Below are 26,206 nucleotides of genomic sequence, written 5' to 3' on the forward strand. Positions count from 1 at the left end.
GTATTTGACTATTGTTTATCTCTGTAAAACGTATAAGGAATGTAGTTCACTTCAACCTGAAGAGCATCCAAATCAAAATATCCAGCTTTCGGGATGAAATATTCGATTGGAGTAACATCAACTAAATCCGGATTTTCAGTGTCATTAGGATTTTTCGCAATAGAAGTCTCAACCTTACTCAAGATTGGGATTTTAATGCCTTCAGCTTTTTGAATAGAATCAATTAAGTACGTTTTGACAAATGCGCCGTTGAATTCGATATTTTTAAGATGATCTTTTATCGAATCTAAAACAGGAAATATGTTTGTGTCTAAAATTAAAGAACCGTTAGCAGAATCTAGCGGACTGCTTTCTAAAGCCAATTCATATTCTGCCAATTTAGCTAGTTCTTCTTTAGTTGGTTTTTGTAAACTTTTTAGTTTGTAATATTCTACATCTTTTGGATTAATATAGATACTCAAAGGATCTACATAAACATTTAGGTTTAGTTTTAAGATATCACCATCGTCTGAAGTAATATAGACCTGATTTCCTGCATCCTTAATTTTAGCAATATATTCCTTGAAAGCAAAAAGTTCATTAGGAACATCAATTCTAGAAATAGCATCTCCTTTTTGAGTTGCTACTTTGATAAAGACTACGCCAACTTTATTATGAAAATAGTCTGAAAAGATTTCTTCTACATTATCTTTTTTAGGATTCAGGATTGTCTCAAGATCAACTTCGCTTACAGCACAGTATTTTATAATTTTAGATTCTTCAATTTGAGCTTCAGAAAGACCTGTAGTATCAAATTGATACGAACCATCTTTCCAAATCAAGGACATTTCATTGGAGTTTGGGTCTAATGGAGAACCGTAATGAAAATTTAAAGCCTGTTCTCGGTACCAGTTTAAAGTATGAGGTCTTGATATTAAGGCATTTTTTTCTACTATTTTTTCATGTACCCAAATAGCCGTCGCTACGATATTTGTCCAAAGTCCCCAGATACTTGTTTTTGAGTCGCTATTTAAGCCGTTGAGGGAACTTTGCTTCTTTTTTTCAATCAGAATTTCGTTCTGAATTTCAGCAATTGTACGTGCCATATTTTATTTTTAGATATAGTTTAGCCTGTAAGACATGTAAATATGCTTATAGATAATTGTTTATAATTTTTTGGTTTTCAACTACAGGGTTGTAGTTTTCGTTTTAGAGATTCCTAAAAGAGAGGATTTGAAACAATGTAATTCTAAGAATTAAAATTTATAGATTTTAGTAAATGATAAAATCATCTTCAATAATCATGTAATCAATTCCTGAGAAGTTATCCAGCAGATATTGTTCTTCGTCTGTAATAGCAGTTGCGGGATTTAGATTTCTTGAATTATAATATTCAACAATGTCTTTTTTAAAAGCATCTCTACCTGTTTTTAAATCTTTGTAAACAGAAAGATCTTCTGTAAGATCAAATTGGTCATTGTCTTCTAAAATGTCAAATACTTTCTCTATGCTTCCATATTCTTGTAGAGAAATGTCAAAAATGTTTTGATTTTCTTGTGGTTTAATAGTTTCCATCGATTTTAATGTTTTGTAAATCGTTGACATCTAATGTTTTTACATGAAATTTGTCATACGATAATTGTTTATCTATTTCGTTTTCTAGTCGTAGTCTAGAAGTTGCATCCGGACTGTTGATGTATTTTTTAATTCCTACACCAAGAATTGGAAATTCTTTATAACTTCCTTTTTGGCTTAGCAGTAAATGTTCTATGTTTTGCTGATCTGAATCTTTAATAGCGAAGTCTCCGCCTTGAATTAGTAGATCTTCATCTATGATAAAATCTTTCATATTTTGTTACTGTTTAAGGGATTGTTTATTAAAAATGTGTGTGGATTTTCCTTTGAATTTGCGCGCCATCTTCATCGGATTTGATACTGTAAAAATACATCATGCTTCTGCCTTAATCAAGATTTTTGAGCTTCAGATTCTGTAGTTTCAGTAAGATGTTTTTGTTGTATTTCAGTGGGTTAAGAGCGTTTTACAACTAAGCTGATAATGATTTCAAAAATCAATTTTAGGATATTGTTTTTAAAAGCATTTAATTTAATTTTTGATATTCCGGCAGTTTGTAATGCTTGAAGTGAAATTAAATCTACCTGACTTTTTAAGAGCCATTCTAGTTCTTCTTCATTAATTCCTTCATTGGCATAAAGAATAGTCCAGCGTTCCAGTTTTTCGGCAGATGTTTCTAAAAAAGTTTTTAAATCCTTTTCCAGTCCAGGTTTAAAATCTTTATAGCTTTCAGCTATAAGAAGCCTCACTTTTTCTTTTATTTCTTGTATTAAATTATTGGTGTTCATTTTCTAAGAGTTAAGATTGATTAGTTCTAAAAGCTGTTCTTTTGATTCTTTGTCTTTGTTAATTTCGTACTGAATAAGCAGATCGAGAGCGCTTAAAATTTGTTTTTTAGATTCATCAATAAAGAGAGGAGATAAAACTTCTTTATTTTCCCAACGTTTAAAGAATCCTGCTAATAGATTTTTTTCCTTATTACTAAGAACTTGCCACATCGCAAAGGTAATTTCGTTATTAGGTTTGTTCTTTTCATATTCTTGCAGCTTTTCTATTTCTAGAAAAAGGGCTTCAATTTCTTGTTTGTGATTTTGATAAGGCGTAAAGGCTTTATCCAAAATTTTAATTGCTTCCACTTTAATTTCCGTTGTTTTTTGATACGAATAAGGATCGAATAAAGCAGTTCTGGTTGAATCACAAGAAGTTGTAATGAAAGAGAGAGCAATTAAAAAAGCAATTAGTTTTAAATGTTTCATATGATTATTTGTATAGAATTACATAATTTTTTCGGTCACGTTTTAGTCTGCTGAGCAATTTCCAATCGTCATATCCTTTTTTGTCAAAGTGCGGAAGATCTTTAAAAGTTTTCCAATCTCCGCCCCAGTTCCAGCCATGTTTTTTGAATATATCAACGCATTCCTGCCAGTCTGAAACTTGGTCATCATCCCAATCTTTTGCCGTGTCCCATGAAGCAGTTTTTCCATCTATGATTAAACAGATATCTACTGCAAAACCGTAATTGTGAATCGATTGTCCGCCTTTTGCATTGGTTACTTTTTTTCCTGGTTTGGTTCGACCAAAAGCATAGAGATCTTCCTGTTCCTGAAAAGTTCTAAGTCCTTGAGTAATGCGTACTTTTGCCCTTCCAGTTAAAGCCAAATCACATTCTTCGATAATTTTGGTAACTTCTTCTCGTACTGAAGGATGAAGCAAATCAATGTGTTTTTTTGTTGTTTGATCCATGTTTATGTTTGTTAATGATTTAAGAATAAAAGCCTTTCCCGATTGTCTGAAAAACAATCACGGTATTAAATTGGCGGTAAGATTTTTTGTGTTTTTGAGTTTTTTAGAATTGAAAAAAACTCTTTTCTATATCTCATTTTGAGATTAAAATGTGGTTTTATTTAGACTGTAAAAATACACCTAAATAAAGTGTTTTGAAAATATTATGGCTCTGTTAGACAGTAGTTTCAGTAGATGGAAGAGTGTTTTTTGGAAGTTGCTTTATGGATTGACATTATAAAAAAATAACCCGTATTTCTAAAACTGAAAAACGGGTTTATGATTAAGAGGTGCGATAATGTTTGGTTAATAAGCCCCATCAGCTTCTATATAACCTGCTTTTTTATGTATGTAAAGTAATTCTAATGTTTCTGCATCGAAATAAGCAAAACAGAGCATTCCATCAACAAAAAAATTAATTTCCCCGTTTTCATCATATCCTATTTTGCTCCTTGTACTAAAAGTTACGACATAAACTTCTTTTGTCTTTCCATCTCTCAATACTGCTGATTCCTTGTCTCCGCAATCCAATCCAATCCAATACGATCGTCATAGGAAATAATATTTGTCTCTATAATCCATTTTTTTAAGGTTTCAATTATTTTTTCTTTTGGATTCATCTAATAATGTTTTTTTTAATTTAATATGAACCATCAACTTCTATATAACCAGCTTTTTTGTGTATGTAAAGTAATTCTAATGTTTCCGCATCGAAATAAGCAAAACAATACATTCCTTCAAATAAGGAAATAATCTTGCCGTTTTCATCATATTCTATATTATCTTCAGTTTTAAAGGATACAACATAAACTTCTTTATTGGTTTTCCCATCTCTTAATTCTTTGATTTCTTTATCCCTGCATTTAAAATCTATATCTTTATCATATGAAATTACATTTGTGGTTTTTAACCATTTTTTTAAGTTTTCAACTATTTGTTTTTATGTATTCATTAGACTGTTAGTTATTTTTAAGATAAATATAGTTTTGATTTGACACTAGCATTTCTCCATTGTTATATCTTAAAGAATAAATGATTTTGCTAATCTTTTGGTTATTGTAGAGAAACTTTATAGTTAATACACCGTCATTAAAGGCAATAGTTTCTTTGATCAAATATCCATTTTTATCTAGTACATATTCGAAATTGTTAATAATAGAGTTAAGAGGAATAAATAATGTTATTTTGGATGGACTAAATCTTATATTAAGATTTAGTTTTTTAGATTTGAAAATCGTTTGATTATTTTTGCTTGTTTTTTGAAAACTCTCAATATTGGCCAGTAAATTTTGAATATCCTTTACTTCACTGGAGAGCATAAAAGGATTGTCTATTTTAATGTTTTTTGTAGTTAAAAAATCATTATATGATTCAATATTTGAATAGTAATTGGAAGACCAGTTGTCTTTCTTATTTTTATCAGATCCGGAGAAAGCGTAATCAAATTTACCATTTTTATATTCTAGATTAGTTTCCTGATACGATTCCCCATTGCTACTAAACTCTTGAGATTTAACTAGTTTTTGAGATTCATCAAAATAATAATTACATATCTTTTGATTGTTTATAGTCAAAGTAGTTATAGAATATTTTTTCACTGTAGGTTTTTTGTCTACAGATACAGATTTGTCTTTTTTTGCCGTTTTATTGCAACCTACAATTGTTGTTAATATTAGAAGAATGAGAAGTTTTTGAATTTTCATTTTTTCACTTTAAATTCAACCGTAGGTGAGCAATCCTTAAATGCTATAAAATAATATTTATCTGTCACTCTTTTTATATAAGAAGACTTTTCAAAATAGTCATTACGAGTGCATTCATGTTCATCAGCAAATGATTTTGGAATATCAACCAGTGTCTTTAATTTTGTGTTTACATCATAAATGAATTTTTGATATCCATTATCCTCATCTGTATATAAAATTAGCTCATTTTTTAAATCAAAATCCCCGCTAATACCCGTTAAAATTTCATCACCAGTTTCTTTATTATACAACCAAAAGTAGGACTTGCTTGTTCCTCCACCATTACTATGTAAAGCAAAATAATTTTGAAAATCAACTCCTTCATAATAGGGTCTATGATTTTCTTGGAGAGATTCAACTAATACATATGTATTGTCTTTTTTTTCATTAATCAATCTAAATTTAATTACTCGTTCATTTTTATCTAAAGTTGGAAAAATAATTAATTTATAGTTGTTTTTAAGAAAAGAAATTTGTGATTTTATTGTATCACCTTTTTCATTAAAAAAAACTGTGTCAGTTGATTTTTTTATTTTTTTTTCTTCAGTAAGAGATTTGCGATTATCCATTTTACAACTGATAAAGCAAATCAATAAACCGATTATAATTTTGTTTTTCATTTATTACAATTTATGGTTCATCATTCCTTTCCAATAGTATCCTTCATTGTTTGAATGATCTTTATACGGTTTCCAAAATATATGTTTTCCTAAAACGACTGTCGCTTTATTAAGAGTTCTTCCTTTATTATATTTTCCAGTACCAACTGTTTCGTAATAATCGATATTTTTTAATTCTCTTGAATTTACTGAAATATCCCAAATAGTATTTTTCTTTTCTCCAAAATCAAAAATATTATATGAATAATCATTTGTTGGAATGTCTTTCTTTTCTTCGAAAGGAATAGTTTTTAAGGCTTCAATTTTAGTTTTATCTTTTTCTTTATTTCCTCTATTAAGTCTTAAAATTTTATCCTTATCAGCCTTATAATCGGAATTATTTACAAATTTAATCCATAATTCTTTAGATATGCTTATTCCACCATCTACAGTGGCTTTATTATGAGTTATTCCTTTATCAGCAAAATCAATACCATCCCATAAGACAGCGCCTTCCGAGTAATCTTTTTTTCCTTGTAGAACATGTATTAGCCCTTTTCTTGCATTTTTAAAAAAGTCACTATTTTTATTGTCATCTAAGGGTAACTTTTTTGATATTGGAACAGTTGAATAAGCCATATCTCCATTTATTTGAAGTAATTTTTTTGCAAGTTTACTCTGTTCTTCCAAAGATAGCTTATCTCCCTTTTCAAACTTAACGGCATTAAATGTTGCTTGAGTGGTTGCAGCGGCACTTTCAAAAGTACTCGAATCTTCAGCATTTATTACTCCAGCAATGTAGCAAAAATTTTCATGCGTTATGCTTAATCTAACTGCATTTACAAATGTGTTTTTTTCATTTCCTTTTCCATCGCAGACATACACATCATTAACGTTTCCTTTATTATTTGAAATATTTACTTTTCCTTCGAAACTTCCATCTTTATTATAAAAATGACCGTTTACATTAGAATCTATAGTCATATTGTCTATCGTAGCAAATTCTTCCATTAATAACGAAACTCTATCTTTCTTAAGATTATTCTTGCTATTTGAGTCACGAAGATCGCTATTTAATGTAACTTCTCCAAGTTTATTTGTAGTATATTGTTTACTAGATTCTGAAGTTTTTTCATATCGTTCTTTCAAAAACTTCTCCATCTCGACAGCATTCCTATCATCCTCAATCTGCTGTCGCCAAATGTTGAGCATAATTTGTCTAAACCTAGCCATTTCAGAAGCGCTGGTGTCATTTAGTTCTATAGTATGGTTTTTAATAATCATGATTTTGGTTTTTACAGAAAGAGATAAAAAGATGCTTTTTTAGAGAATTTCTACTTTTACGGGTTTTGGCTGAATGTGATCTGAAAATGCTGTGGTGATGTTAAGACGTAAATCGTCTTCTTGTTCGATTTTACCGTCACCGCCTAGATAACAATTTTTAAAAAGGACTTCAAGAGCTTTAAATTCATCCATTTTAGAAGCTTGCAACACCGCCGAACGAATACTGATATCTGGTTTTTTGAAATAGGCAAAAAGGGTAGTGTCATCATCATCTTTGATAGTGAGTTTGACTACTTTATTATGTTTGAATTTCCATTGGTTTAATTGTGCTTGAGTAATATTTCCGTCAAGAACTTCGGTTTTTTCTGGAGCTGTTTTTTTCATTCTGAAATGTTTTTTATTAAAAAAAAGAGACTGCCTGAGCTGTATTTCAGGACGAAATGCTCAAGGCAGTCTTCTGAAGTAATTAGACTGTTTAAAACGGACTGCTAAAAGAGCTGATAAAATAATTTGCTGCAAAAATCATGTTGCTTAGAACTTCTTTTTTGCGTAACGCGATGAGTTTGGTTTTCTCTTTTGAGTCGGTTTTCTTAAACAGCTTTTATGGTTTAGGAAAGTATTTTTAGCAGATTAGTTCCACTCAATATGAGAACAGATCAAATCGAAAGAAACAGCAATCTTAGTGTCTCCCTGGTTGATTCCTCTGCTGTTTGAGTTAAATTCGCAGTTTCTCACTGTATGCGTGATAACTTCGTTACTATCGTCTAAGTAACTTACAATGATGCTGAATGGGTTAATGTCCTGTAATCTTTGTCCTTTTGGCAAAGCTGCTAAAATGGCTTCTACTTCGTAATTGTATAAAGTGATAGAAGCTTTTGCTTCGTATTTTCCTCTTCCTCTGTGTACAGGCATATCACCAGCTCCGTAATGATTTTCTTTAGAAACCGAATCGCTGTAATTTACTGCTGTAATTCCAGTAACAATGTTACCTGCAATGCTTACTTCAATTGATGACCAGCTGTGTTGTTGTCCGTTAATTAATGGCAATTTATTCATAGTGTAGCTTTTGTTTGTTTTTGATATTTGAGACAACGTTTAGTGACTATCACATTTAGATGTCTTTATTGTTTTAATTTTCAGGAATTGTATTTTGTAAAAATTATGCCTTATCGATTCCGAAAGGATTTTTGAATCCTAAATCGACCATAATTTTGCGAGCAGTTCCAATTGGAGTGATTTCAGCTTTTACTTTTAATTCAGAAGTTGCCAAAATGTTTTGTTTCGGATCTACATAAACATCAAAAGCAGATACTTCCTGATTAGCCACCATTCCTTCTAATGCATTTCTGCATAAATCTTCGAAACTTTTAGAAACAGATTGAGGTAATTTACCATCAATATCTACTAAAACCGGAGAAGCCAATTTTGGCAATAAAGCAGTACGCAATAAACGAGTTGCTTTATTTACAGTACGGTTGTTTTCGATATAAGCAAAATCCGAAGTTCCAGTTGTACAAGTGTGGCTATCGTTAAAGTATACTCCGGCTAAACCTGTGTGAGTCTGCGTAAAAATGTATCTTTTTTCGTTTAGAGTTCTCAAATCTCCAAGTGATTTGATTTCTTTTCCTCCTACAAAACCTGGTTTTGCAAAACCGTTACCCGTTAGGTTGAATTTTTCGATCCAAGCAATATTTTCAGATACTTTTGCTTTAGATAAAGCTCCTAAAGCTAATCCTACAGCAGCAGTATTTTTGTATGACTCTTGGAATACAAATTCAAGAACAACTGAACCTTCTTTTTTCAAGCCATCAGCATCTCTTACGTTGTAAATGTCTGAAGAGCTTTGAGAAGGAACTAATTCTTCACCTGATTTCAAAATGTAAGCTTTGTTGGTGTCTTGTTGAATTAATTTTTGTTCAAATGCTTTTTCAACATCCATTGCAATCACGACAGAAACATTCTCTGAGTTTAATAAAGCTAAAGAAGGTGAATCTGTTTCTACAGCAGTATCAAAACCTTTTCCTTCTAAAATGATTTCAAATGGCATATAATCGGTATAGGCAAGATCTGCTTGTTCTTGTGCAATCGCTAATGCAGCTTTTGTTTGAGCAAATGTGGTTTCTCCAGAAAAGATAATTGCCATTTGACGAATGTTTCCATTTGCTTTTTCCTGCATGCTCATTGCTTTTTTGACAGTATCGCCATACACTTCTGTGCCTACAAGCATAACATATAAATCGCCAGAAGGATTCATTCTGAAAAACTGCTGAATTTGATAATAAGCAGATTGTCCGTTGATGTCGTAGCTTTCATTGATACCAAGAGCTTCTGCGTCTTCTAGAGAAGCAATGCGTTTGATTGTATCAAATTTTAAACTTGAAGTTTCTAATCCGCTAAAAAGCAATCCTGAAACCATATCCTGCTCAGGGCTTCTTCTTCCTAATCCGCCTGATAATTTGGTAATTACTACATCGTTTAATGTACTCATAATATAAATTGTTTTAAATGTTTAAAATGTGTCTTTGGGTTTTTGGGTTTTTGGGTTTTTGGGTTTTTGGGTTTTTGGGTTTTTGGGTTTTTGCTCAGAAAAGGCAAAAGAATGGCTGTAACAAATAGTTAAATTTGTTAGTATGAATATTTATGACTTGAAAATGTGATTGTATTCTTAATCCAAAAGTTTTGGATTGTAGGCTTTGAACCTTATGTAATATATGGTTCATTAAGTTCAATTTTACCCTAGGCCATACGGTAAAATTTATCTTTTCTTTGTGAGAGCAAATTTAAGGCTCAATACGGGATTTTCCAACTTTTTGAAGTGCCAATACCAGTAGTTTCAGTGCTTTATGCTTTTGCTTCTGTAGAAAGACCTTCATTTATAATGGTATAAATTGTACGCTCCGTAAGGAACAAAGTGTCTGAAAGTTCTGCAACTACAACTTTCATTTGTTTGGCTTGATTAGTGTTAATATAATTCATAACATAATCTCTCCTTTTGTCTAATAATGTTCTGCTTCTTTTCATGATTTTTCGGTTTGGAATGTGTGTTTGTTTTTTTGTTTCGAATGGCTTTGTATATAGTTGTGCTGCAGTTCTTTCAGACTAAATATTGCTGTTTAAATCGACATTTCCTTCAACTTGATTAGGGTTTATTTCAATAATATCTGAAGTTAGATTGTATCCAAGTTCTTCCAATTCTTCGTTGCTCAACCCGTTATTGAAAAGGATGTATTTCTTTTTTAAAGTGTTTTCGATCAAAGTAGTTTTGTAAGTAATCTCCCAAATGAAATAATCGTTTTTATTCCAATAGTCAAACTCATTGGTACATTGTTTCTCTTTTACTTTAAAAGTCGAATTAGTATCGATAAGTGTATTATTATTGTTTATTGATAATATAGATTTATCAATGCGTTGCGCAATTTCAAAAACCTCTTCATAATTTGCAGTAGAAGCGTTTCCGATTGGCATTACAGCATAAAGGCAAAAAGAGACATCAGCCTTATAGTTTTTTTCAGAAGATGTTTCCCAAGATATATTATCATATTTAAACATTACTATAGGTTTTTCTATAGATGTTTTAAAAACAGCGTCACTATATAAGTGAACTGTTAACGCATCAGAATTAAATTCTGTTTCAATGGCGTTTTTCTTTTCGTTATAAAATTCTTTTAAAATCATATGTTGGATTATTTTTAAGCAAAAATAAAACATATGTTTTGTTTTTGCAAACATATTACATATAAATATGCAGTAATTTCAGTAATATGATTTAACTGTTTGACTATGAATATGTATGATAATTCATATTTTGACTAAAATTTAAACACTGATAATCAGTATTTTATAAAATTTTTATTTAAAATTGTGATTATTAGCCATATATTGTGTAGTTTTGCAACATATACTTGAAGTTTTGCTTTAAGTAAAACATATTACATAAAATAATAAACGAGTTGCAGCATGGAAATACATGATAAAATAAAACGTATTATAGACGAAATGAAGTTGAATAACAACTCATTTGCAAAGTTAATTGGAGTTACAAGTACAACTATAGACAGTATCACAATTGGAAGACTACAAGCTGATGGAGAAAGAAAAAGAACCAAACCAGGTTTTGATCTTCTCCAAAGTATTATTACACATTGTCATGTTAACCCAGAATATTTTTTTGGAGACAGTGAAGATATTTTTACAAATAAATCTAGTAATGCAGTTAGTTTGCATGTACCGAAAATTATTACAGTAAATGAAGAAGGCGATGAAAACATCAATTTTGTTGGAGTCAAAGCCCGAGCAGGATATCTAGACGGCTATGCCGATCCGGAATATATGGAAAGTCTTCCTTCTTTTAGTATGCCGATGCTTAAAAACGGAACTTATAGATGTTTTGAGATTAAAGGAAATTCGATGTCAACTACAATACATGATGGTGATTACCTTTTCGGAAAATATGTAGATAATTTTGATGATATTCTTGACGGAAGAATTTATGTAATTGTTAGTAAGAATGATGGAGTAGTGGTAAAAAGGGTTTTAAACAGAATTAGAGAAAGCGGAAAATTGATTCTGAAATCTGATAATAGAGACGGAAATTATCCGATGTATTCTATTTATGCCGAAGATATTCTGGAAGTTTGGTACGCAAGTATGTACGCATCTAGACAAATGCCCGACCCAATTAATATTTATGAAAAGATTCATGATTTAGAAAGTAAGTATTATGAATTGGAAGAGGCTTTGAAAAAGAAGTTGAATTAGTATTTATGATTTTCTAAAAAGTTTTAAAAATGAAAAAGGTCTCTTGTAAATAATACAAGAGACCTTTTTCATTTTAATTTATATAGATTTAGGAAATATACCCAGTCCCTGTTCCAGTTTGTGCCGACGCTGATCCTGTTGTGGCAACTGTTGTAGTTACAAGTCCAGATCTAACAAAAGTATCGATAGCTTCAGCTAATTTTTGTGCTGTTTTTTCCCTTGCAGTTTTTGATTGATTGGCATTATCATTTCCATTATTTACATTTACCGATATTTGTGAATTTTTTTCTAACGCCTCTAAGATAGCATCTTCCAATGCTGATATTTGTAGTCCCATTTTTATTTTTTTAGTAAATTATTTAAATTAGATTTTATTTTAAGCAGATTTGTAACATTTGGACCTACACCTTGTACAACGACGATCCTTGAAACTTCTGTTATGAAATTCTCTAATTCAAGTAATAGATTGTTTCCATCTTTATCAATTTTAAATTTATCATCCATTTCAAAGGTTAAATCGCCTTTTTTAAAGGAAGTTTTAGCGTCAGAAACCATTGCTTCAAAACCATCTGTTATAGTTACTTTCACTTCTTTGTCTTGCAAATTAAAAACAGTATTGCCCTCATTAATACTGATATATTGGCCATTGATATTGAAACTGTTTTTAGAAATTTCTTTCCCATTTTCATCATAAAAAGAAACGCTGATGTTTGGTTGTCTTCCGAAAAATTCTATTTGTGCAATGCTCTTGTAAGAAGGTTGTGCAGTTGAGGTTGTGTCGTTTTCTCCTGCTTCCTTTTCTTTAAATAGCATTTGGAATTTATCAGCATCAATATCGATTTCTAAGTACTGATTGTTATCATTTTTGAAACGAATGAAGCTGCGTTCGATTTCAGAAAATTGCGAAATAAATGCCCTCGTTTCAACACCATCAATAATAGAAGCCAAAACCCAGCTGTCTTTTTTAGGAATCGTAATAATTCCCTGTTCCAGATCTTGAATAGAAGCTTTTAGACGCACATTTTTAATAATGGCGCCATCGGCTCGCATAATGTTTACCGTATATGCATCTTCTGGATTATGGAGCGATTCTTCTTCTTTGTTTATTTCGATGACTTTGGCCGCAAAAGTTTCAATATTCTGATTACTGCTGGCAACATTTTTTATTAAATCTTTTATATTTCCCATTTTCAATTTTTATACAGATTCGACTCTTCTTCCTAAATAAATTTTCTGTCTATAGCCGTTTTCGCCATAATTGCGTTCTACTTTTTCAACCTGAAAAGTTCCATTTTTTTCTTTGTCTTTTGCATTTTCAAGAATCACCTTATCTGTCGGACGCACAAATGGTTCTCCGAAAGTCAGGATGTAACCTTCAAAGCCGTTTGGTTTAGACTGCATTGCTCGCAAAGCGCCGTATTGATATAATTCTGAAGCGATTTCTGTTGTTGTTTTTTCAAACAAGGCTGGATCATTAGGCAGATTTTCATTATCGCTATGTAAAACATGTGTTTTTAAAAGCTGGCCGTTAGGATCTCCTAATTCGACATAAATCGGACTGTTTGAATTCTTAAAATATTTTTCAACTCTAGTTCGTGTATTTTTGCTTGATTCGTTGACAACAACCAATTTATCTTCGATAATATTATGACGGAATCTAAAATTTACTCTTCCAGAAAAACCTCCAGAAATAGACTGAATGGCTTTGTTTAATTGAGAAGCAAGAAGATTAAGACCTTCGTTAATTAATTTTTTCACAAGTGATCCGGCCAACGGGCTTTTGATAAAATTACGATCAATAAAACCTGATAATTCATTGGCCGTGTGTTGTTGCGGATTATTGGTAATCGTAAGAACAGGGCCAGTTATTTCGGTTTTAAAATAGGTATAAATTCCTTTGTCTTTCAACATTTCAAAAACCTGAGCCAAACTATGATTTCTATTAACGATAATATTCCCAATATTTTCATCTAAGGCGTTGATTTTAAAAGGCAGTTTTAGTTCTTTAATTCTTTTTTCGAAAAATGTTTTAGGATTAAAATTGTCAACATTTGTGGCTGGATTTACGGCAACAAAATTAAGATTGTCCTTTTTATCCTGAACATTATTGTCTTTTACTGCTTTTACTTTTTTAAAAGCATACATTGTATCTTCACAAGTTATTACAGCATTGGTATCTGATTGAACTCCTGTAATGTAACCTCTAAAAGCAGGCTTGTAATCACCATCATATCCTAAGAATATTTCAACATAATTTTCAATTTTAAAGAAATCATGGATTGTTTTTTCTTCTCCGCTGGCATTTGTAAACAAACTTTGATCAAATCCTTTTGTATCGGTATACACTTTCTGTGGCATTACAATAGTTGCCGTATCGGTAAGCGATTTGTACGAACTGTTAATGCTTACATTTTTGACATAATTGAATTCATAAAATTTAGTCGTAGGAATAAGGCGTACGGTTTCATAAACTTTAATTTTGGCATTGAGTTTAAACATTGTCTCTGATTATTAATTCAACGGTTTCATCTGATGTGGCGCTGGCCGTAAATTTTTGGATATTTTTTGTTCCCGAAATAGAAGGAATCGAATAAGAATCAATAACTAATTCATAGATTCCAAATCGGTTTAAAATTGCATGTGTTACTCTTAATGAATATGGAGCATTTAGAAATTGTTTCAATAAGAACAGTTTTTCTTTCGGATATTCGTCTCCAGTTTCATTAGCAATTAAACCTTCAATAGAAATACTAAAATCGCCATTTGTAATATGTTCCTTAATGGTTGAATCTCTTCCTTCAACGCCTTCTTTTTTAATAATTTTAGAACGGCTTAGATTTACTGTAACTGCGTCGACTCTTAAACTCGGCAGGTTGAGGTCGTTTTTTACTAGAGGTTCAAAAACCAAAGGAGCGAAAACGCGAAGATTAAATTCACCGCCAGTTTTGTCTATTATAAAATCTTTCGATTCAGATTCGTTATAATTAATACCGCTGTATTCAATGTCTTTGGTTTCTAAAATTTCGCTTACATTAAAATTGAATTTCATAATGATTTTGTTTTTTATTTTTTAGTTTGAAAATGTTTTGGCAAAAGCCGCAATCATAGTGTTTTCCATTCTGTTGTCATTGTGTTTTTGCAACCAGAGTGCTTCCTCGAGGAGTTTATAAAACTCATCCATAGGAAGTTTGTATGGATCTACTTGAAAAGCATATCGAATAAGCGCCGCAGATTTTTTGAACTCATCTTTTTGTGGAGTGGGATTAATGATGAATTCACTAGCTTTTTTGATCACTTCGATGATTAAGTTTCCTGAAGAAAGCATGAACTCGTCATTATAATTTTCTTTCTCAAGTAGACATTCTTTAAATAAAAATAGAATCGCTTCATGTGGATTATCTTTGTATAAGTTTTGATATTTCAGATAGATTTCGAAAGTTGGTTTTTTGCAATAAGCTGTAATTGATTGATCATCAGAAGTAAGTTTTAATATCTGACCGTGTTTTTCTTTAAGGTTTTGAATAAATATTTCGTCTGTCATTATTTTGTTTTTTAAGAGATTAAATACAGCTGTCTTTGCTTTCTTTTTTTATGATTTCAGCTAAACTTTCACTTTTTTCAGTTGCAGTCGAAGGTGTAATATTGAAATTTTCGATAAAAATGCTTCCTGAAGATTGTGACTCCAAAGGATTTTTAAAGTTGCTCATGTCTGGTATTTTAGGCGTTTCTCCTAAATCTTTTGGTACATAATCCATGGTTGATAAATATTTAAAAGGTGATATAATTATTTGAATGATTAATACAATTGAAGGACTGACTTTTAGGAGAATATCTTAAAAGTAAATTGTGTAATTGTACGTATTTTGGGAATTCTAATAGATGAATTAGAGTATGTAAAAGTAAGATATATGAAGCCGGAAAAAGAATAATTAGCTCTTGGTTTTCAGTAGTTTCAGTAAGAAATTTTAATCTTCGATTATTTTGAGAATAATTTAGAGAGATTAGTTTGATAGTATTTCTTGCTAAAGAAAAATACATCAAAAGCATAAGGAGATTTGCAAACTGCCTCTAAGCTTTTGATGTATTTTTTATTTACAATTTAGGAAAAATCTATATTTCAGATTTGGAGACTAGTTTAGTTTAACCCATGCCGACCACGTTCCGTTATTACAGTTTCGAACATAAGTATTTGGTATTGAACCCATAGATACATACGTCTGAACTCCAAATTCCCCTTCATCATCTGTTTTACAGCTTGTTAATATTCCCCATGAAGGTAATGCATCAGGTGCAAATTCACTTTGATAATTTACTTGACAGGTATTAACAGAACTTCTTCTGTAACTTGTAAATAGAGTGTTCAAATTTGTAATACTTTTATACGGAACATCTGTAACACTTAATTTTTCTCTTACGCCATTATGGGTTTCCCATAATATTCCTTTTGCATCACGTTCTATTGCTCCATTTACAGGAGTAGTTGTTAAATTACTATTTGGTATTATAAACGAAGGACTTGTAGTATTACTTGGGGGCGTAGCTAAAAAATCGCCTTTTAATGCTATAGTTCCAGCTTGATCTGGCATTAAAAAGATTTTTGATGATGTCAAATTATTTGTATTAAGTTGTGCCTGAATACTTTTTGTTCCAAATTTTATTCCATTAGATGTTGCTTCAGTTAAGAAATCGGCTTGAGAATTAGGACTAAATCGTATTCCATTTTCCAATGCAGTTACCATTTGATAAGCGGAAGATGTTGGAGATTTTAAAAAAAGTGTTCCATAATCGGCAATTAAAAAATCGGTAAAATATTTATGACCGCTTATGGTCTGCATTCCAGTTGTTTTTACATTTCCAAAGTTTGAATTAGAAACAAAAGCAGTTGTTGCTAATTGGTTGTTAGATGTTTCTGGTGGCGCTGTAGTAGCTGTTGGTGTACCAAGGAAAGCAGGTGAAGAAATCGGCGCATAATAAGTAGATGGTTGACCTGCAAGATTTGTTGCATTATTTGCTGTTCCAGTTGTATTTTGATTTAATATTGGAAAATCACCAGCTGTTGCAATACTATGTTCTCCTGTCGAAGCTGTATTTTTTAAGATACCTGTTGGAAGAGAAGCAGTTGGTTCTGCATAATCGATTCTAGCTTTTGCTATAACTGGGACTCCTGTAGATGTTGTATTTTTTAAAAGACCTGTTGGCAATTGCGAAAGCAAAGTTCCGTTAATTCCTTTTACAGTTAAAGCTGTTGCTCCAATTGCATCTCCTGTATGTGTGACATTAGAAATTTTTGAATCTAATTGCGTTTGAATGCTCGAAGTTGCATCGTTAAATAATTGTTGATTTGTAGATTGAAATCGTCTTGTTGGTGTTTCATTAATTTGGTCGGCAGTATAATCTCCTGTTTGAGCTGTTACAGAACCATTACGCCCAAAAACAGTTGTTACATCGCTAGTTGGAGTAAGCAATTCCTGCCAATCTTCAAGCAATTCTGGATTAGAACCTTTTAAAATAAAACATTTGCTTAAATCAGATCTAACCGCTATATCTCCAGTTTCTACATTTAAAGATAGCATTTCAACTTGTGAATCGACTACAAAGGTGTCGTTAATAGTAATAGAAGGAATTTGTGAAGAAATTAATTTTCCATCTGCTCCAAGTCCTGCATATCCGTTAGCAACATTTTTATTGATAATATTTTCAGGATGAAATCCTAATGCAGATTGTTTTTCATTCCAAATTTCTTTTTCATTATCAGTTACAAATCTATTGTTAGCATCCTGAAGAATAATATCCGGCGAATGATTATCAGGATGTGTATAATTTGCAAGGGTTATTAAACGATCAATTTCTGAGTCTAAAAGCAGACTTTTTCCTGCAACTTTGTCTACTTTATTAGATTGCAATATTTTTCCCATTTCAGCAGTCAATGCTTTCATAACCCCCCCTGTAGTAAGATCGTTTACTAAAATAGTGCTTAAAGAAGTTTGAATTGACTCAATAGTGTCAACAACTTCCTGAAAAGTATTTAGATTAATATTATCGGAAGCCAAAGTGGCGTTTATGTTTTTAATTTGATTTTGCAGAACTACTCCTTGCTCAGCACTTAAAAGTGAAGAAACTCCTCCAGAAACCAAATCATTTACAATGTCTAAATATTGGCTTGCTAGTTTTGTAAAACTGTTTAAAGGTGCATATCCACCAGCTATACCTTTTTGTGATTTGTCTTCTTTTAGTTCAAATAAAGAAGCATGCGCGTTTATATCAGTAATATGTTCATTTAAAACGCTTTTATCTGCTTTTGCATTTAATAATTCGTCTATTCCCTCAACCTCTTTTACAGGAACTTTGTCAAGTTTATGTCTAAACGAATCCCAAGTGTCCCAGAATTGTTGTTGAGAAGGTTTTAAAGTGGTTTTGAACCAGTTTTTTATGGTATTTAATGTTTGTATAGCCATGATAGTAATGTCTAATTAAGTTGTTGTTTTTGGATTTTTTAGGGAGTTGATTTCTGATTTAGGGGATTTTCTAAATAATTTTTGTCTGGAATTTTAGGTATTTTTCTAATACCTTTTGATAATACATAACTCATAGTGGTATTTGTTATAATTGAAATTTATAAAATGTTCTTTTGGAAATGCTTTAAGAATAACAGGAGTAGTTTTCTTTACGTAAAAGCAATGCGTTATTAAATTTTGAGGGTGTAAAAGTAGGTTAGAAGAATACTAAAAAACGAAAAAAAAGAGCTCTGTATTCTGTAGTTTCAGTAGAATAAAAAAACGTTAACAATTAAGAGATTTTGTCTCTCATTGTTAACGGTTTTATTTAAAGAAAAAATATTTAGGTTCTTAAATTATTGAATTGATGCAATGACCTCCTTTTTTCCAATACTGATAATCTAGAATTCAACCAACCACAGAAAGTGTTTTATCGTGTTTGCGCTTGCCCAAAAACTCGAAATAATTTGATTTTTTGCCCCAAAAGAGTAGCCGTTTGTTTTTTTTAGGACAGTGTTTTATTTCATTAGTTTTACAATTATTGTAATTTATAGATTATTACGTTATGATTTGTGAAACTTGCCACGGTTCTTGCATTTTCTCTTATATTGTTGGTTTTGTCTTTGTACTCAACAGAGAGCCTATACTCCAGATATAAAGGAATAGAACTTATGTATTCATTAGCATATTGCCCTGTATAGCTATAATTTTGGAGATAATACAAGCGTTTTTCTTCGGAGATCTTATTGCCTAAATAGTCAAATGTTGGCTCGCCAAAAGATAAATAAGAACCTGTTACGAAGTTACCTTGGTAATAGCTTGAGGTTTGCCCTGTGCTTATGTCGATTTCATTGCTGTGCATGGTATCAATTTTTTCCCCATTTGAAACTACAGTGGAGAAGAGTCTTATAGAATCATTTCTGGAAAATTTGTAACCGCCTGAATTACATAAATATGCCTCAAAACGGATAGAAATAGGAGCTACCAATAAATCGTTGTTTAAAGATGTGTAATAACTATTGAGCGTTTTGAAAACAACATGCCCAAAGGAGTTTTCAAAGACATATGGAGGGACTTCATATTGCGTAAAAGTTTCTGTATTGTATTGGGATATTTCAGTGTAATCTTTATAGGAATAAATACTAAGAAAAGTCTCTTGTAATTTCTTATATTTTATAAGTATAAAATTATTCGTATCTCTGTCGTCTAATATTCTATATCGTGAAACTCCGTCTGAATTGTATAATTTTCCGTCAGTATATCTTTCAATAGCTCCAAATTGAGGTACTATTGACAAATCAGTACCTACTACAACTAAACCAGGGCCTTTTCTCGAACCGATTACTTTAATACCAGAATTAAAGGTCCAAATTCCGTTAATTGTTTGAACATTTGATAAAATCCATTTCCACCAGTTAAAAAGTTTAGAGCGGCTCACTACTTTATTATCTTCAGAGACTGTAGCTGTTATTTGAGTTTCTTCATCAGTAGCTATAGTTGCAGTAAGCTTAATTTTATTAAGTTTTTTACCCATTTCAGCCGTCAAAGCCTTCGTTACGCCTCCAGTCGTAAGGTCATTTACTAAAATAGTATTTAGCGAAATTTGTACTTTCTCAATAGCATCTACAATTTCCTGAATTGTGTCAAGATCAACATTATCAGCAACAAGTAAAGTATTAATGCTGTCAATTTGATTTTGTAAAACAATTCCTTGTTCAGCACTTAGCATAGATTCTGAACCTCCAGTAGTCAAATCGTTTATTATGGTTAAATATTGGTTGGCAATTTTTGCGAAATCATCTAGAGGAACATATCCGTCAGCAACACCTTTTTGAGATTTGTCTTCTTTACTGGCTTCTAATTGCTTACCCATTTCGGCTGTTAAAGCTTTTGTAGTGCCTCCCGTTGTTAAATCATTTACCAAAATAGTGTCCAATGACATTTGAATCTGTTCAATCGTGTCAGCAATTTTTTGAAACGTATCAAGCTCAGGATTATCAGAAGACAATAATGTTCTGATGCTGTCAATTTGGTTTTGTAAAACAACTCCCTGTTGAGCAGAAAGTATAGATGTTGTACCTCCAGAGGTAAGATTATCTACAATGTTTAAATATTGATAAGCAATTTTAGAAAATTCATCCAGAGGAGCATAGCCTAAAGCGACACCTTTTTGCGATTTATCTTCTTTAGCTGCGAAAAGTTCAGAATGAGCAGTGTTGTCATTTTTATGTTCGTCCAGTTCTGTTTTTTCTGCTTTTGTATTTAGTTTTGATTCAAGTTCTTCAACATCTTCTAAAGGAACTTTTTCTAATTTATGTCGAAAAGAATCCCAAGTATCCCAGAATTGATTTTGAGAGGGTTTCAAACCTGTTTGAAACCATTTTTTAATGGTATTTAATGCCTGAATTGCCATGTTTAAATTGTAATTATAAGGTTTTGATAATTCAACTCTTTTTGGGAATGGAAAATGACTATACATATAAGAATCATTTTTAGAGTTGAGTAAAGAATTTTTAAGAAAGATTTTTTCGATAGTAAACAATCAAAATTACTCTTGTCGGGAATTTTTGGCCTTTTCCGTATGCCAATTGAAAATAAAAAATCCATAACGGCTATTTTAAGTTGATTAATAATAAAAGTCGAGTGGTATTTTTTATGAATTCAAAGGAAGATGCAATTGCAATGAGGTAAAAAAATGCAATGTTGGCATTTGTTTTTTGGAAGAGGCAAAAGTAGGAAAAGAAGTATGTTTTTAATTCAAAAAAGCTAATGGTTTTCAGTAGTTTCAGTAGAAAGAAAACCTGCTGAAACTACTGAATTCAAAGGCGTTGTAATTTTTAAAACATAAACAATGAGCGTACTTTTGTCTCCAGAAAAACAGCTTCATTATGGATAAAAATACAGTTCACAATTTCAATATTTTAATAAAAAATAATTCTCCTTTAGAAAGTTCCGAAGTGTTAACGAAAAACTTTATAAAAGAACTAGCTCAGGTTTCAAAAGAAATCAACGAGCAAAAAGATATCGTACAAATTTGGCAGGAGCAAAATGCTTTAAACAATGTCATGAACAATACTTTAGACTCGGCTGGAGAAGGCGTTTTCGATAACAATACTGCAATAAAAACAGCTCCATCGTTTAGCAATACTTCTTCAGCTCTGGGGTCAAATTTGTTTACTGCATCGACCATTAACGCTTCAATCGGAGGAGGCGCTTTTGATAATACTGAAAGTGCAATTATGAGTTCTTTCGGATCAACTAGCAATACTCTTCCGGTTTCAGAAGCAGAAAATACAGTTTTAAGCAATGCATTTAGTCAGATTTATGAAAGTATCGATACAAAACAAATGCTGGGGGTACCACAAATGCTTCAATCAAATAATAATGAGCCATCGGTGGAGCTTATCAAAGCTGAAATCAAAAAGAAATTAGATCAGGCAATTAAAGAAAATAATCATGAAACTATAGAATATTGGACTCTTATTGATAAAGCTTTTTCTGAAAGTGCAACAGTTAAAGCTTTTTACCAGAAAAAAGGTCATGAACGTTTTACTAAAATGTATTTTGCGCTTCAAAAATGGCATCTTCCTGTAATTGGCGAATCTGAATTCAATAATGTAAACTGGGAAGACGTCAAGGAATTAATGATTTTAAAATTATTAGAATTATCCAAAGAAAATGAAGATTCCCGTATAAGAGCCTATTATAAAAGATTGATCTTTGAAATTAAAAAATCGAATATTGATATTAATAAACTTTTTTCAGAACATGATGAGCTTTTTATACTCCTAAAATCTGTTTTTCCAGAACTTCCAAGTAAAATTACTATTCAAACAAGAAAAGAAATATATCCGAATCTAAGCCCTAAAAAGGTGTATCCAGATTTAGGTGTGCAAAGTATTTATTATATCTGGTCGGAAACATTACTGGACGAAGTGGAAATAAAATATGCACAAGGTGAAAAGAGAAGAAATAAAGAAAAAAAATATCCGAAATTAAAAGAAGGTCAGTGGTATGATTTTGATAGAATTGATTATCCAGATAAAAGCGGCTCTACTTTCTGGAATGCTTCCATATACAATACAATGAATGCTCAACATTATTTGTATAATACAATTGCACAGCGTCATGCTTACTACAAGTTTGTCGATGCTTATTTAAAAACTAAAGGAATTATATCAGAATGGTTTGATGCTGCAGCAAGAGTTACAATGGGCTCTATAGCATCCGCAATAGACGGAGAAATTGCATTAGGATCTGCCGAAATGATGAATTTGTGGTATTTATCAGACAAGAGCGATGAGTTTTTGAAAGGAGGTAATAAATATCTCTTTGCAGAAAACATGAATAATGTAAAACTGCTTTTAGAAGGAAAAGGTAGATTAAGTGGTGAATTTATTGATGCAAAAGGAAATAAACAAAGTTTTAAAAATCTAACTAAACAGGAATTAGATTTTAAATTAGTAGAGTTTGAACAAACTATGGTTCAGGATTATATAAACTCTTCTTTTCAAGATTTAGATATTAATCTAATGAAAAAATCATTAAGCGAAGCTGGTGTTACTGGAAATGATGAATTAGATGAAATTGTCGCAGAAATTAACGAAAATTTTACGCTTTGGATGGCTCCTGATCTAACACAGGATATTATGGAAAAGTATTTTACTGTAGACGGAAAAGTAACCTTCAATTTCGCAAAATATGATGACAGGGTAAAATTAGGCCAAGTTATGGTAAAAGAATTGTATTATTTAAAACTGAGCGATACTTTTAAAGCAGAAAGTCTCGATAAAATCATCAAAAAGCCTCAAAGTTATAATGCTGAAACAGAAGAGTACTTTATAATTAATCAAGAGAATGCTGTAAAAGAGCAAGTGAAACATCTGAAAGAGTATAAAATATTAGAACGATTAGAGAGAATAAAGACAAATATAGATAAGGGTGCGGGTAATAGTAAAGAACTTAATAAAGTTAAGGATGATGTAAAAAAATCTATTAATGAAGAGATTAAAAAGTCAATAAATGCTATAAAGAGACAAATTAAAAAATCATTATCAGATATTGGTGACGAAGTTTCAGAAGCAGCTCTTACCATTGATAACATACTTTATAATGATTTGAAAGAACTTTATGAGTACCTAAAAAAGGAACTTGAAATAACAGAAAGTACAAAAAATGGTAATCAAGATTATACTGATTTAGTGGAAAACTTATTTAATGATATGAGCGAAATTCATGAAATAAGTGAAAAATTAAGAAAAAAAATAGCGAAAGAGATTCAAAAAACAGTAGGAGTAGTGAAAGAAGAAGGCAAAGGATTGCCAGATAAAATTGCTGTAAATGCTTTGGTTAAAACGGCAGAACGTATTTACCCTGGAGTTGGAAAACTTAGAGATGGTAAAAAGAAAATGTCATTTGAAAAAAGTTACGAAGAAACAGTTGCGATTCTCTTATATGAATTCGCAATGGGTGAGGGACCAGAAATCCGTAATTTTGATTACCATCAGCATAAATTTGCGCAACAGCTCTTAAAAGGTAGAATGATGGAAGAAATTATGGATGAGACTTTAAAATTATTGCGACAAACCAATTATGATTTTGAAAACAAACCTGATAGTAAAGATTTGAAAATTGATTTAGAGTTCAGTCCAACTTTCGAATATGCTATTGAATCAATAGACAAACATTTAAACTCTAATTTAGCACAAATATTTATTGGTGGAGCTTTTGCCTTAGTACATATTCGAAACAAAAAAATTGAAGGATATGTCTTTAACCAAACAGGAAGAAGATCCTTTATACTTCACATAGCAGGTGATATAGAAAGGAATAATGAAGGAGGAAAAGAAGCCAAACTATCAACAATCAAACAAAGGATTTATTTTACTTTTGAGCTTCCATAAAAGTAGTATATTGCAGGAAAATTAAAACAAATGAAAATAAAAATAGCCCTGTTTTTTTTAATTATAGTTTGCGGATTTACTTCTTGCCAAAAAGAAGTTTTAGGGAAATACTATAATATCGAAGACGATAAAGCACTACATTATGTAGATTTTAGGGCTGACGGTACTTTTTATCATTATTATAAAAAGGATACAGTCGAGAGAAGCCATTCAGGGAAGTGGACCCGAGAAGACAATAAAATTCATATTCTAAACTGGGAAGAATACAGTAAGGAATATTTAGAAATTATATCTGGTATGGGAAAAGCAGAATTTGGCAGAACACTTGGCAATCAGATTTTTTGGATACATGGGGCAAGACTTGATATTACCCCAGACGGGAGTAATAATGCAGATTATATAAAAGAAGAAGATGTAGAAGAAGTAAGGGCGGAAAGAAAGAAAATAGAAGCAGAAAGAAAAGCCTATCTAAAAGATAAAGACACTTTTTATTATTCTAATAACAAGACCATTAAAGCGATTGGAATCATAGAAGATGATGCTAAGAATTATGATTGGAAACACTTTTATCCTACAGGAGAGTTAGAATCGGAAGGAGGTTATTCATCAAATAAAAAGATGGGTATTTGGAAAAATTATTACAAGAATGGCCATTTGAAAGAATTAGGAGCATTTCAGGACAGTTTAAAAGTGGGAACGTGGGAGTATTATCATGAGAATGGAAAATTAAAAGAGAAAGGAATTCAGATCAATATAGAAAAAGCAGGATTAAATGAAATACCCCAAAATTTTAGTTCTAAATATTATATAACCCAAAAAAGAGGAATCTGGAAATACTATAATGTTGATGGAAAATTAATTCGGACCAAAGAATTTCCTTCTAGAGAAAAGGCATATGACAGTCTATATTTAACATGGAGTGAAAATAAGGATAAGCAAAGTGTTATTTCTCAACGTGAAGAACTTATTAAAAAAGAAGACAAGTACTATAAGGATTATAAGGCTTCATTGGTGAACAAAAAATAAGAAATACTCCAACAATTTGGTGCAAAAAATATGCAGTTCAAATCAAATGGCAATAGCCTCCAAAATCTATTAGATTTTGGAGGCTTATTTTTTGTAATTCAATTTACGATCATATCGCTCCTCATAAAACGTCTTCCCCCATTCCTGAACTTCTTCCGATTTTGTAAGTTCGAATCCCATCATTTTATACATTTGAAGCGCTTTGTCTTGTAAACTTGTGGTAAGCAGAAAAACGTTTTTAAATTTCTTTTCTGTGCAAAAATCAACGGCATCGGTTAAGAGTTTTTTACCAATTCCGAGACCTCTAAAAGCGGGATCGAGAAGAAACCATCTCAATTGCGCTTCTTCATTAGGTTGATGTACAATAGCAATACAGCCAACAATTTTACTATTGTATTCCGCCATCCAAATACGATCCTTTTCTGGCGAATAATTTTCTAAGAAATGATAAAAAGTCTTGATGACATACTTTTCAAATTCATTAGAAAAATTCGATTCATTACCATAAATAAATCCATGTAGATAAATAATATAGCCAATATCACCAGGATTAATTTCATGGCGATATGTAATATCACTTCGAAGCGGTTTATTTTCAGACAATAAGTTTTTTACTGTATGCATCGAATTAATCAGATTCTCTTTTTCAAAGAAATTCAATTTTTCGATTTTATCTTCAATCTGCTGATCTACTTTTTTATTTAACGAATGTAACAATGCTTTTCCTGAATCGCTGAGCTCAATGTTAAAAGCACGTTTATCATCTACAGAAGCAATTTTTGAAATAAGATTTTCTTTTAAAAAACGCTTTAAAATTCGGCTAACATATCCTTTATCGAGATTAAGGGTTTCAGTAATGTTTTGTGCCGTAATAGTTTTGCTTTCGCTGATTTCGTACAGAATACGTACTTCGGTCAATGAATAATCACTTTCTAGATAATGTTGGCTTAAAATATCTAAGTGAGAAGTATAGAATCGGTTAAAACTTCTAATTTTTGAAGTTGTAGTATTCATGATTTGTAATATTGTATTGTTGAGGTACAAATATATAAAACTAGTTGCT

General features: G+C 31.3%; 27 protein-coding genes. 3 read left to right on the top strand and 24 right to left on the bottom strand.

Going from position 1 to position 26,206, the window contains the following annotated elements; translation table 11 throughout:
* Window positions 1–8: 8 nt before the first annotated feature.
* The 15 genes from AC1Q5Z_RS00180 to AC1Q5Z_RS00250 form a co-directional block, all read right to left on the bottom strand.
* Window positions 9–1,085, bottom strand: a complete 1,077-nt coding sequence (locus AC1Q5Z_RS00180; RefSeq protein WP_492443235.1) for a hypothetical protein — start codon at window positions 1,083–1,085, stop codon at window positions 9–11.
* 166 nt (window positions 1,086–1,251) lie between these two features.
* Window positions 1,252–1,554: a hypothetical protein gene (locus AC1Q5Z_RS00185; protein WP_111376180.1), complete on the bottom strand. Its 303-nt coding sequence runs from the start codon at window positions 1,552–1,554 to the stop codon at window positions 1,252–1,254.
* Complete coding sequence (locus AC1Q5Z_RS00190) at window positions 1,541–1,828, bottom strand: hypothetical protein (protein WP_008461929.1); 288 nt, start codon at window positions 1,826–1,828, stop codon at window positions 1,541–1,543. Before AC1Q5Z_RS00190 ends, AC1Q5Z_RS00185 begins: the two co-directional genes overlap by 14 nt.
* Window positions 1,829–2,007: 179 nt before the next feature.
* Window positions 2,008–2,340 carry a hypothetical protein gene (locus AC1Q5Z_RS00195; RefSeq protein WP_492443238.1) on the bottom strand — a complete coding sequence of 111 codons (333 nt, stop codon included), beginning with the start codon at window positions 2,338–2,340 and terminating at the stop codon, window positions 2,008–2,010.
* A 3-nt stretch (window positions 2,341–2,343) separates the two neighbouring features.
* Window positions 2,344–2,688, bottom strand: coding sequence for a hypothetical protein (locus AC1Q5Z_RS00200; RefSeq protein ID WP_492443240.1), 345 nt, complete (start codon window positions 2,686–2,688; stop codon window positions 2,344–2,346).
* A 124-nt stretch (window positions 2,689–2,812) separates the two neighbouring features.
* Complete coding sequence (locus tag AC1Q5Z_RS00205) at window positions 2,813–3,295, bottom strand: M15 family metallopeptidase (RefSeq protein WP_008461932.1); 483 nt, start codon at window positions 3,293–3,295, stop codon at window positions 2,813–2,815.
* 345 nt (window positions 3,296–3,640) lie between these two features.
* Window positions 3,641–3,835 carry a hypothetical protein gene (locus tag AC1Q5Z_RS00210; protein WP_492443242.1) on the bottom strand — a complete coding sequence of 65 codons (195 nt, stop codon included), beginning with the start codon at window positions 3,833–3,835 and terminating at the stop codon, window positions 3,641–3,643.
* A gap of 458 nt (window positions 3,836–4,293) precedes the next feature.
* Window positions 4,294–5,037, bottom strand: coding sequence for a hypothetical protein (locus AC1Q5Z_RS00215; protein WP_492443244.1), 744 nt, complete (start codon window positions 5,035–5,037; stop codon window positions 4,294–4,296).
* A complete protein-coding gene (locus AC1Q5Z_RS00220; RefSeq protein ID WP_492443246.1) occupies window positions 5,034–5,699 on the bottom strand; it encodes a hypothetical protein in 666 nt (221 codons plus the stop codon). Before AC1Q5Z_RS00220 ends, AC1Q5Z_RS00215 begins: the two co-directional genes overlap by 4 nt.
* 3 nt (window positions 5,700–5,702) lie before the next feature.
* Window positions 5,703–6,962 carry a hypothetical protein gene (locus AC1Q5Z_RS00225; RefSeq protein WP_492443248.1) on the bottom strand — a complete coding sequence of 420 codons (1,260 nt, stop codon included), beginning with the start codon at window positions 6,960–6,962 and terminating at the stop codon, window positions 5,703–5,705.
* 39 nt (window positions 6,963–7,001) lie between these two features.
* The gene (locus tag AC1Q5Z_RS00230; protein WP_343586128.1) at window positions 7,002–7,346 is read right to left on the bottom strand and encodes a hypothetical protein; all 345 of its coding nucleotides are present in this window, start codon (window positions 7,344–7,346) and stop codon (window positions 7,002–7,004) included.
* A gap of 246 nt (window positions 7,347–7,592) precedes the next feature.
* Window positions 7,593–8,018 carry a hypothetical protein gene (locus tag AC1Q5Z_RS00235; protein ID WP_492443251.1) on the bottom strand — a complete coding sequence of 142 codons (426 nt, stop codon included), beginning with the start codon at window positions 8,016–8,018 and terminating at the stop codon, window positions 7,593–7,595.
* A gap of 103 nt (window positions 8,019–8,121) precedes the next feature.
* Window positions 8,122–9,450, bottom strand: coding sequence for a DUF2586 domain-containing protein (locus AC1Q5Z_RS00240; RefSeq protein WP_343586133.1), 1,329 nt, complete (start codon window positions 9,448–9,450; stop codon window positions 8,122–8,124).
* A gap of 353 nt (window positions 9,451–9,803) precedes the next feature.
* A complete protein-coding gene (locus AC1Q5Z_RS00245; protein ID WP_343586135.1) occupies window positions 9,804–9,983 on the bottom strand; it encodes a hypothetical protein in 180 nt (59 codons plus the stop codon).
* Between the two features lie 78 nt (window positions 9,984–10,061).
* Window positions 10,062–10,637 (bottom strand): hypothetical protein, encoded by a 576-nt coding sequence (locus AC1Q5Z_RS00250; RefSeq protein WP_343586137.1) that lies wholly within the window; start codon window positions 10,635–10,637, stop codon window positions 10,062–10,064.
* 282 nt (window positions 10,638–10,919) lie between these two features.
* Here AC1Q5Z_RS00250 and AC1Q5Z_RS00255 point away from each other — a divergent pair, with 282 nt between their 5' ends.
* The gene (locus tag AC1Q5Z_RS00255) at window positions 10,920–11,720 is read left to right on the top strand and encodes an XRE family transcriptional regulator (RefSeq protein ID WP_343586140.1); all 801 of its coding nucleotides are present in this window, start codon (window positions 10,920–10,922) and stop codon (window positions 11,718–11,720) included.
* A gap of 88 nt (window positions 11,721–11,808) precedes the next feature.
* On the opposite strand, the gene AC1Q5Z_RS00260 is transcribed toward AC1Q5Z_RS00255, so the two are convergent.
* The 8 genes from AC1Q5Z_RS00260 to AC1Q5Z_RS00295 form a co-directional block, all read right to left on the bottom strand.
* Window positions 11,809–12,057 carry a hypothetical protein gene (locus AC1Q5Z_RS00260; protein WP_343586143.1) on the bottom strand — a complete coding sequence of 83 codons (249 nt, stop codon included), beginning with the start codon at window positions 12,055–12,057 and terminating at the stop codon, window positions 11,809–11,811.
* A gap of 2 nt (window positions 12,058–12,059) precedes the next feature.
* Window positions 12,060–12,908 carry a hypothetical protein gene (locus tag AC1Q5Z_RS00265; RefSeq protein WP_492443255.1) on the bottom strand — a complete coding sequence of 283 codons (849 nt, stop codon included), beginning with the start codon at window positions 12,906–12,908 and terminating at the stop codon, window positions 12,060–12,062.
* 9 nt (window positions 12,909–12,917) lie between these two features.
* Window positions 12,918–14,219, bottom strand: a complete 1,302-nt coding sequence (locus tag AC1Q5Z_RS00270; protein ID WP_343586148.1) for a hypothetical protein — start codon at window positions 14,217–14,219, stop codon at window positions 12,918–12,920.
* Window positions 14,212–14,769: a DUF6046 domain-containing protein gene (locus AC1Q5Z_RS00275; RefSeq protein WP_343586150.1), complete on the bottom strand. Its 558-nt coding sequence runs from the start codon at window positions 14,767–14,769 to the stop codon at window positions 14,212–14,214. Before AC1Q5Z_RS00275 ends, AC1Q5Z_RS00270 begins: the two co-directional genes overlap by 8 nt.
* A gap of 21 nt (window positions 14,770–14,790) precedes the next feature.
* On the bottom strand, window positions 14,791–15,261 hold the full coding sequence (locus AC1Q5Z_RS00280) for a hypothetical protein (RefSeq protein WP_492443258.1): 471 nt from the start codon (window positions 15,259–15,261) through the stop codon (window positions 14,791–14,793).
* 19 nt (window positions 15,262–15,280) lie between these two features.
* Window positions 15,281–15,475, bottom strand: coding sequence for a hypothetical protein (locus AC1Q5Z_RS00285; RefSeq protein ID WP_308853162.1), 195 nt, complete (start codon window positions 15,473–15,475; stop codon window positions 15,281–15,283).
* 375 nt (window positions 15,476–15,850) lie between these two features.
* Window positions 15,851–18,175, bottom strand: a complete 2,325-nt coding sequence (locus tag AC1Q5Z_RS00290; protein WP_492443260.1) for a pyocin knob domain-containing protein — start codon at window positions 18,173–18,175, stop codon at window positions 15,851–15,853.
* A 577-nt stretch (window positions 18,176–18,752) separates the two neighbouring features.
* Window positions 18,753–20,693 (bottom strand): hypothetical protein, encoded by a 1,941-nt coding sequence (locus AC1Q5Z_RS00295; protein ID WP_492443262.1) that lies wholly within the window; start codon window positions 20,691–20,693, stop codon window positions 18,753–18,755.
* A 409-nt stretch (window positions 20,694–21,102) separates the two neighbouring features.
* On the opposite strand from AC1Q5Z_RS00295, the gene AC1Q5Z_RS00300 reads away from it, so the two are divergent.
* Window positions 21,103–24,117 carry a hypothetical protein gene (locus AC1Q5Z_RS00300; protein WP_492443264.1) on the top strand — a complete coding sequence of 1,005 codons (3,015 nt, stop codon included), beginning with the start codon at window positions 21,103–21,105 and terminating at the stop codon, window positions 24,115–24,117.
* Between the two features lie 30 nt (window positions 24,118–24,147).
* A complete protein-coding gene (locus AC1Q5Z_RS00305; RefSeq protein ID WP_492443266.1) occupies window positions 24,148–25,143 on the top strand; it encodes a toxin-antitoxin system YwqK family antitoxin in 996 nt (331 codons plus the stop codon).
* An 84-nt stretch (window positions 25,144–25,227) separates the two neighbouring features.
* Here AC1Q5Z_RS00305 and AC1Q5Z_RS00310 read toward each other — a convergent pair whose 3' ends face one another.
* Window positions 25,228–26,157, bottom strand: a complete 930-nt coding sequence (locus tag AC1Q5Z_RS00310; protein WP_343586165.1) for a bifunctional helix-turn-helix transcriptional regulator/GNAT family N-acetyltransferase — start codon at window positions 26,155–26,157, stop codon at window positions 25,228–25,230.
* Between the last annotated feature and the right edge of the window lie 49 nt (window positions 26,158–26,206).

This window comes from Flavobacterium sp. GW823-FHT06G12, from assembly GCF_058794775.1.